Origin of the sequence: uncultured Olegusella sp. (genome assembly GCF_947253395.1) — a bacterium.
GTDB lineage: Bacteria > Actinomycetota > Coriobacteriia > Coriobacteriales > Atopobiaceae > Olegusella.
Genome location: NZ_CAMXYY010000081.1, coordinates 1 through 6,718 on the forward strand (window position 1 = coordinate 1; position 6,718 = coordinate 6,718).

A 6,718-nucleotide genomic window follows, 5' to 3' on the forward strand; every position below is an offset into this window, starting at 1 on the left:
CCCATAAGGTTTCGTCGGCAGCGTCAGATGTGTATAAGAGACAGGTTCTATTTCCTACCTTGCCTTCTCATATTTTGATGACAGCAAATTCAAGTCTTTAGCTGTTGATGGCAACAAGCCCACAAATGAGAATGTCTGCTCAGGAGACTTTGGTATTTGGGCTTATGAGCATCTCTATTGTTCAACTGATGTTGACGCAACGACCCAAGCCTTTATTGACTACGTTCTTTCGGACGAGGTACAGGGTAGTCTCGTAGAGTCTGAAGGCTTTATTCCTATTACCTCTATGCAAGTAAAGAAGGACGCAAAGGGCAATGTCAGTGCAGCCTAAAGTCATACAAAAAGACTGCGCCAATATAGTAGATATGGGCAGCGCCTCTTCCCAGCAAAGGGGCGCCTGCACTACTGCTGCAGTTGGGCATCGTCTTTCAAAACGTAAGCTTGAGCGGATAGGCCTTGGCCTAACGAGTTTTTGCGTTGCTCTTGTAACCCTTGTCATGTTTGCTCTCATCATCATGGTATTTAGTCAAGGACTTATGACTTTCTTGCATGATGGAGTTGATTTTGTCACCTTCCTCACAAGTGCTCACTGGATAATCGATAAGGGGTATTTTGGTGCTGCCTCTCTTATTGTGGGCTCTTTTTCGGTTACTTTGCTGTCAACGCTCTTTACCCTACCGATTGCTATAGGTTCAGCAATTTTTGTCGTTGAAATCCAGCCAAGCTTTGGTCGCAAGGTATTTCAGCCCTTGGTAGAGCTACTCGTGGGTATCCCATCGGTTGTGTATGGCTTGTTGGGCCTTTCCGTAGTCAATTCAAGCATGCGCATGTTATTTGGAGAACGGGCAGGTACAGGCGCCGGTATTTTATCTGGTGCAATCGTTTTGGCAGTCATGATATTACCTACCGTCACTACCTTGACTATTGATGCATTGGCAGCCGTGCCGCTTGCCTATCGTGAAGGTTCGTATGCACTTGGATGCACACGTTGGCAGACAGTACGTCATGTTGTGTTGCGCAGCGCAATTCCTGGAATTATGACAGCGGTCATTATGGGAATGACCCGTGCATTTGGCGAGACTCTTGCTGTGCAATTTGTCATCGGTGGCGTTGAGCGTGCAATGCCAACCTCGCTCTTTAGTCCAGCGGCAACCCTTACCACAGCGTTAACGTCAGGTTTTGCAAATGCCACGACAGGCTCGGTGCCTTATCACGCATTGTGGTCACTTGGCATGTTGCTTTTAGCAATGTCGTTGTTCTTCATTTTGCTTATTCATTTAATTGAGAAGAAGGGCAAGGTCAAGCATGGATAACAGCTCTCTTCCCAATCCAGAAAAACGAATGGATGCGACCTCAGCTACAAGCTCAGTACATGTTCAACGTGTAGCTCGTCAGGATCGCTTCGCGACAGCCATACTTACCGCAATTGTTGCGTTTGTTCTGGCGTTGCTTGCTGGTATTGTCATCTACATTGTTGTGCAGGGTATCCCTGTAGTGCTTCGCCCAGGTTTTCTTACCAACTCACCACTCGATCGAGTAAATCCGGGTATCTCCTTTGAGCTTTTTGACTCATTTTATATGTTGCTTTGGACGCTTATTATTTCACTTCCCATTTCTTTGGGTGCAGCAATCTTTTTAGTCGAATACGCTCCAAACAACAGGCTGACCTTTGTCGTAAAAACAGCAATCGAGGCGCTCTCAAGCCTTCCCTCAATCGTGGTTGGCATGTTTGGCTCGATTTTCTTTGTTGCGTATTGCGGCTGGGGCGTATCGATACTTTCTGGCGCACTTGCTCTTACGATGTTTAACATTCCTATCCTAGTTCGTGTCATCCAGCAAGCTCTCGAAGCAGTGCCCACGGTACAGCGTGATGCTAGCCTTGCTATGGGGCTGACGCGTTGGGAGACTACCTGCCATGTGCTGCTTCCAACGGCAATGCCAGCGATTGTGACGGGTGTGGTAATTAGTGCTGGTCGAGTGTTTGGTGAGGCGGCGGCTTTGATTTTTACTTCTGGAGCGGCACCTGCCATGCTTAACTTTCACAGTGCCAATCTGGCCTCTTTGCGCAATCCTTGGAATATATTTAGACAAGCAGAAACTCTTGCTGTGCATATTTACAAATTGCGTATGGAGCCTACACCAGGTAACGATCAAATTGCGTGGGGCACAGCAGCAGTTCTTCTTATTTGTATTCTCTTCTTTAATATTGCAGCACGCCTCATTGGTCGTTTGCTTGTACGAAAATCCACTGGTGAATGAAGACACCCATGAATGAAAAACAATCCAAAGCGCTCTTAGAAACTCGTGATGTTACGGTCACCTATGACTGGACTCATGAGGCTTTGCATGCGACTTCGCTCAAGTTTTCCGCTCAGGAAGTAACCGCGCTCATTGGGCCGTCTGGCTGCGGAAAATCAACTTTTTTGCGGGCACTCAATCTAATGAATCGAGAAATTCCCTGTTGTAAAATTGGCGGAGAAATTTTCTATCACGGTCGCAACATTAATACACCAAGCGAAGATGTATTTCAGCTTCGTCGTTCTATTGGCATGGTTTTCCAACAGCCTACGCCATTTCACAAATCAATTAGGGACAATATCTTGTTTGCTCCGCGCCGTCATGGCTTGATAGCCAACCATAGTGACGCAGATGAACTTGTAGAAAAAAGTCTTCGTCAAGCAGCGCTTTGGGATGAGGTAAAAGACAAGTTAGGACGCTCCGCTTATGCCCTTTCGGGTGGCCAGCAGCAGCGTCTTTGTATTGCCCGTACGCTTGCCATGAAACCAGATGTGATCTTGTTTGATGAGCCGTGTTCTGCTCTCGATCCCATCAGTACGTTTGTTGTAGAGGAATCTATTCGTCAAATTGCCGACTCGGGAATTTGCGCCGCAATTGTGACACACAATATGGAACAAGCAACGCGTATTTCTGACCGTACTGCCTTTTTCTATTTGGGCGATATGGTCGAAACCGGAACGACAAAACAGATTTTCTCGGATCCTTCCGATCAGCGGCTTGTGGATTATCTGACAGGAAGGTTTGGCTAATGTCTGCGATACATACAGATTCCTCAGCGTCTAGTGCAATACAGATGAGGGATTTTAATTTGTGGTATGACCAGGGGGCTTTTCAAGCGCTCAAGCATATCAGCCTTGATATTCCTAAACACAAAATCATGGCATTTATTGGACCTTCCGGCTGTGGCAAATCAACGCTTCTGCGCTGTTTCAATCGTATGAGTGATTTTGTTGAGGGCATCAAAATTGAGGGAAGCATGAAAATGGGGGAGCAGGACATCTTTGCGATGGACGCACTGTATCTGCGCACCCAGGTAGGCATGGTTTTTCAAAAGCCCAATCCGTTTCCTTTTTCGGTTCGTGAAAATGTCTTGTATGGTCCTGCACGTGCTCGCCATCTCAGCCGTTCGGAAGGTGATGAAATCTGCGAAAAAGCGCTTTCTGAGGCCGCCCTTTGGGATGAAGTAAAAGATAAGCTCAATCAAAATGGCCTTGGCCTGTCTGGCGGGCAGCAACAGCGTTTGTGCATCGCTCGAGCACTGGCAACCGATCCAGACATTATTTTGATGGATGAGCCAACGTCTGCTCTCGATCCTCTTTCTACTGCAGTGATTGAGGAGCTTATGCTCAAATTGGCGGGGGATCATACTGTCGTTGTAGTTACCCACAATATGCAGCAAGCAACTCGCGTTGCTGACAATACGGCTTTTTTCTATCTAGGCGAGCTTATAGAAATGTCTACCACACGAGAACTTTTTGCCAACCCGCAGCACCACCGCACACAAGAGTATCTCTCAGGAAGGTTTAGCTAATGATTACTCGTACTGTTCTTACCGAGCAACTCGATCAAATTTTGCAGCTCCTCTCCAGCTATACGAACCTGACGGCAAAAAACATTAGGCTTACCAACGAGGCCTTTTGTGGTGATAGCGAAGCGAGCGAAATGATTTTGGCTGCTGCGAAAAAAGGAGAAAAACTGAGGAGTGACATTGAGAGTAGCTGTTTGGATGTACTGCTTCTCCAGCAGCCGCTTATTGGTGATGACCTGCGTTTTGTTACTGCGAGTTTTCGCGTGGTGTCCGACATTTCACGCGTCGATTCAATGAGTCGAGATATTGCATTTTTAGTGCACGAGATGCCAAGTAACATTGCCGCTTGCATCGCTGAACCTATAGAGAATATGGCAGAACTTACCTCGCATATGGTGGTATCAGCAGTTGATGCCTTTCAAGCATCGGATGTTGCTGTTGCAGAGTCAGTCATCGCCGCAGATCAACAGATCAACGAACTGTATGCTCAGTGCGAGCACGATATCGTTGAACTTATTCGTTCAAAAACCTCATCAGCAAGTTATCTACCCGAGCTGTTGATGATTGCCAAATACTTTGAGCGTATCGGAGACCACGCAAAGCGCATTGCCTCTTGGGCAATATTTAGAGCGACTGGCAGGCGTCGTACGGGTTTAGGACAAGTAACTGATATTCTTTTTGAAGATGAGGGCAAAGGTGCTGATTCTACGCTGCGCGGGTAGATAGATACTCGTTGTCATAGTGTGCAGATGGCAGGATGCTAAGAGCACATAGATGGTAAGAGTTTTACGGATGGATGGTTGTGAATAATGGTCTATTACGTTGAAGATGACAAGAACATCCGCGAACTCACTATTTATGCTCTGAAACAATCCGGCATCGAAGCCGAAGGCTTTCTCGATGATATTTCATTTCGTCGTGCCTGTGCTCAGCGTGTTCCCGATGTTGTTTTGCTGGACATAATGTTACCTGGCTCTGATGGGCTAAGTATTTTGCATCGTATTCGGCAAACCGCAGGTATGTCTCATGTAGCCGTAATGATGTTGACGGCAAAAGATACAGAGTTAGATACAGTCAGAGCTCTTGATATGGGCGCTGATGACTATCTCACCAAGCCATTTGGAATGCTTGAGATGGTAAGTCGTGTACGGGCGTTATTGCGGCGTGTCCGCAGTAGCTCTCATGAGCAGTTAGATGAAAAAATTGAAGTCGGGCCCTTGGTGGTTTTTCCTTCTAGAAGAGATGCACAAGTTGCAGGTAAGCACCTTGATTTAACGATGCGAGAGTTTGATTTGCTGTCCTTTCTTGCGCATGATCCAGGGGTTGTTTTTTCGCGAGAAGAACTGATGAGACGTGTATGGGGCTGGGATTTTGACGGAGGAAGCCGTACGGTAGATGTGCACGTACAGCAGATCCGCGCCAAACTGGGGGCACAATCAGGTCTTATTGAGACTATGCGTGGGGTGGGATACCGCCTTTGCGATACTGCAAGAAAGCTGGATTAGTGAAGAGTTTGTTTCATAGAATATATGCGGTGCTTCTTGTAACTTCGCTGATGGCGGTAGTTTTGGCTGCTACCGTAAGTGCCTTTGTGTTCTATGAGTCATTTATCAATGATGGTCATGCAGATCTTGAGCGTAGCTGTGGATTGGTAGTCTCTACCCTCGAAGAACAAGATGATTTGCTTAAAAAATTGCAGTCAGCTGAAAGCAAAACAGAACTTATTGATGAAGAAACCCGTCTGCTTTCAGGATTAGATTTGGGTGGCGCGCGCGTCACGCTCATTGCAGCTGATGGCACGGTGCTTTATGACAACAAATTTAATGCTGCAGATTTACCCAATCATGCTGATAGACCAGAAGTCGCTCAGGCTCTAAAGCAGGGCTTTGCGAGTTCTGAGCGAGCAAGTGACACCGCAGGTTATGTCAGTCTTTATCATGCCAAGCGCATGCGTGATGGGCGTGTTGTGCGCCTTGCCGAAGACGAAGCGAATGCCTCTCGATTTTTGACCCAAGATATTGTTCCTTTGGGGATAGTGTTTGCGGCACTTGCCGTTGCTTGCATTGTCGCCGCCCGCTTTTTTTCACGTTGGCTTATGAGGCCTGTCCTTGCTATGGATTTGGGAGATTTGAAAGCCAGATCACCCTATCGAGAGCTTGAGCCTTTGACTCAAAGGCTGAGCGAACAGCAAGATGAAATTCATCAGCAGCTCCAAGAGCTACGCGAAGCAGCAGAGATTCGGCAGCAGTACAGTTCAAATGTCACACATGAACTCAAGACACCTATCGCATCGATTTCTGGTGCAGCAGAGCTTGTTGAAAGTGGCTTGGTGCCTCCTGAGGATATCCCAGGTTTTGCTCATCGTATTCGTGGAGATGCAGATCGCTTGCTTGTGCTGGTAAACGATATTCTCACCCTGTCAAGACTTGATGAAAGCGAACGTTCGGGAGATTTGTCACTGCTGGGAACCGCTGAACCTTGCGATTTGTATTCCATTGCTGCTGATGTGTTGGTGCGTCTAGAAGCCTCTGCCGAGAGCAAGGGCGTGAGCCTTTCCCTCAAGGGTTCCAGCGTTATTATCCAAGGATATCCCCGCTTATTAGATGAGCTGATAAATAACCTTATAGCAAATGCGATTCGCTATAACCGCCCGGAAGGATCTGTATCAGTTTCTTGTGGTGTTGCACAGCCTGATGTAAGCGAAAATCAGAATAGCGACGCTCAGGCTGTCCCGTTTATCACGGTTGCAGATACGGGTATTGGCATTCCTGCTGAGGATACGCAAAAGATTTTTGCTCGATTCTATCGCGTAGATACGAGCCGTGCCCGTGAAACAGGCGGTACTGGTTTAGGTCTTGCGATTGTAAAGCATGCTTCTGCAGTCCATCACGG

General features: G+C 47.2%; 7 protein-coding genes. All 7 read left to right on the forward strand.

From position 1 onward, the window contains the following. Positions 1-314 precede the first annotated feature (314 nt). Positions 315-1,313, forward strand: coding sequence for a phosphate ABC transporter permease subunit PstC (gene pstC / locus Q0X25_RS06540; RefSeq protein ID WP_298580227.1), 999 nt, complete (start codon positions 315-317; stop codon positions 1,311-1,313). Next, positions 1,306-2,259 carry a phosphate ABC transporter permease PstA gene (gene pstA / locus Q0X25_RS06545; protein WP_298580229.1) on the forward strand — a complete coding sequence of 318 codons (954 nt, stop codon included), beginning with the start codon at positions 1,306-1,308 and terminating at the stop codon, positions 2,257-2,259. Before pstC ends, pstA begins: the two co-directional genes overlap by 8 nt. 8 nt (positions 2,260-2,267) lie before the next feature. Then, on the forward strand, positions 2,268-3,047 hold the full coding sequence (locus tag Q0X25_RS06550; RefSeq protein ID WP_298580232.1) for a phosphate ABC transporter ATP-binding protein: 780 nt from the start codon (positions 2,268-2,270) through the stop codon (positions 3,045-3,047). A gap of 44 nt (positions 3,048-3,091) precedes the next feature. Beyond that, a complete protein-coding gene (gene pstB / locus Q0X25_RS06555) occupies positions 3,092-3,829 on the forward strand; it encodes a phosphate ABC transporter ATP-binding protein PstB (RefSeq protein WP_298580235.1) in 738 nt (245 codons plus the stop codon). Further along, on the forward strand, positions 3,829-4,548 hold the full coding sequence (locus tag Q0X25_RS06560) for a phosphate uptake regulator PhoU (RefSeq protein ID WP_298580238.1): 720 nt from the start codon (positions 3,829-3,831) through the stop codon (positions 4,546-4,548). The genes pstB and Q0X25_RS06560 overlap by 1 nt, the downstream gene beginning before the upstream one ends. A gap of 87 nt (positions 4,549-4,635) precedes the next feature. Further along, on the forward strand, positions 4,636-5,331 hold the full coding sequence (locus tag Q0X25_RS06565) for a response regulator transcription factor (protein ID WP_298580241.1): 696 nt from the start codon (positions 4,636-4,638) through the stop codon (positions 5,329-5,331). Beyond that, positions 5,331-6,718 (forward strand): ATP-binding protein (locus tag Q0X25_RS06570; protein ID WP_298580244.1); only part of this gene is annotated, 1,388 nt, incomplete at its 3' end. The genes Q0X25_RS06565 and Q0X25_RS06570, both read left to right, overlap by 1 nt.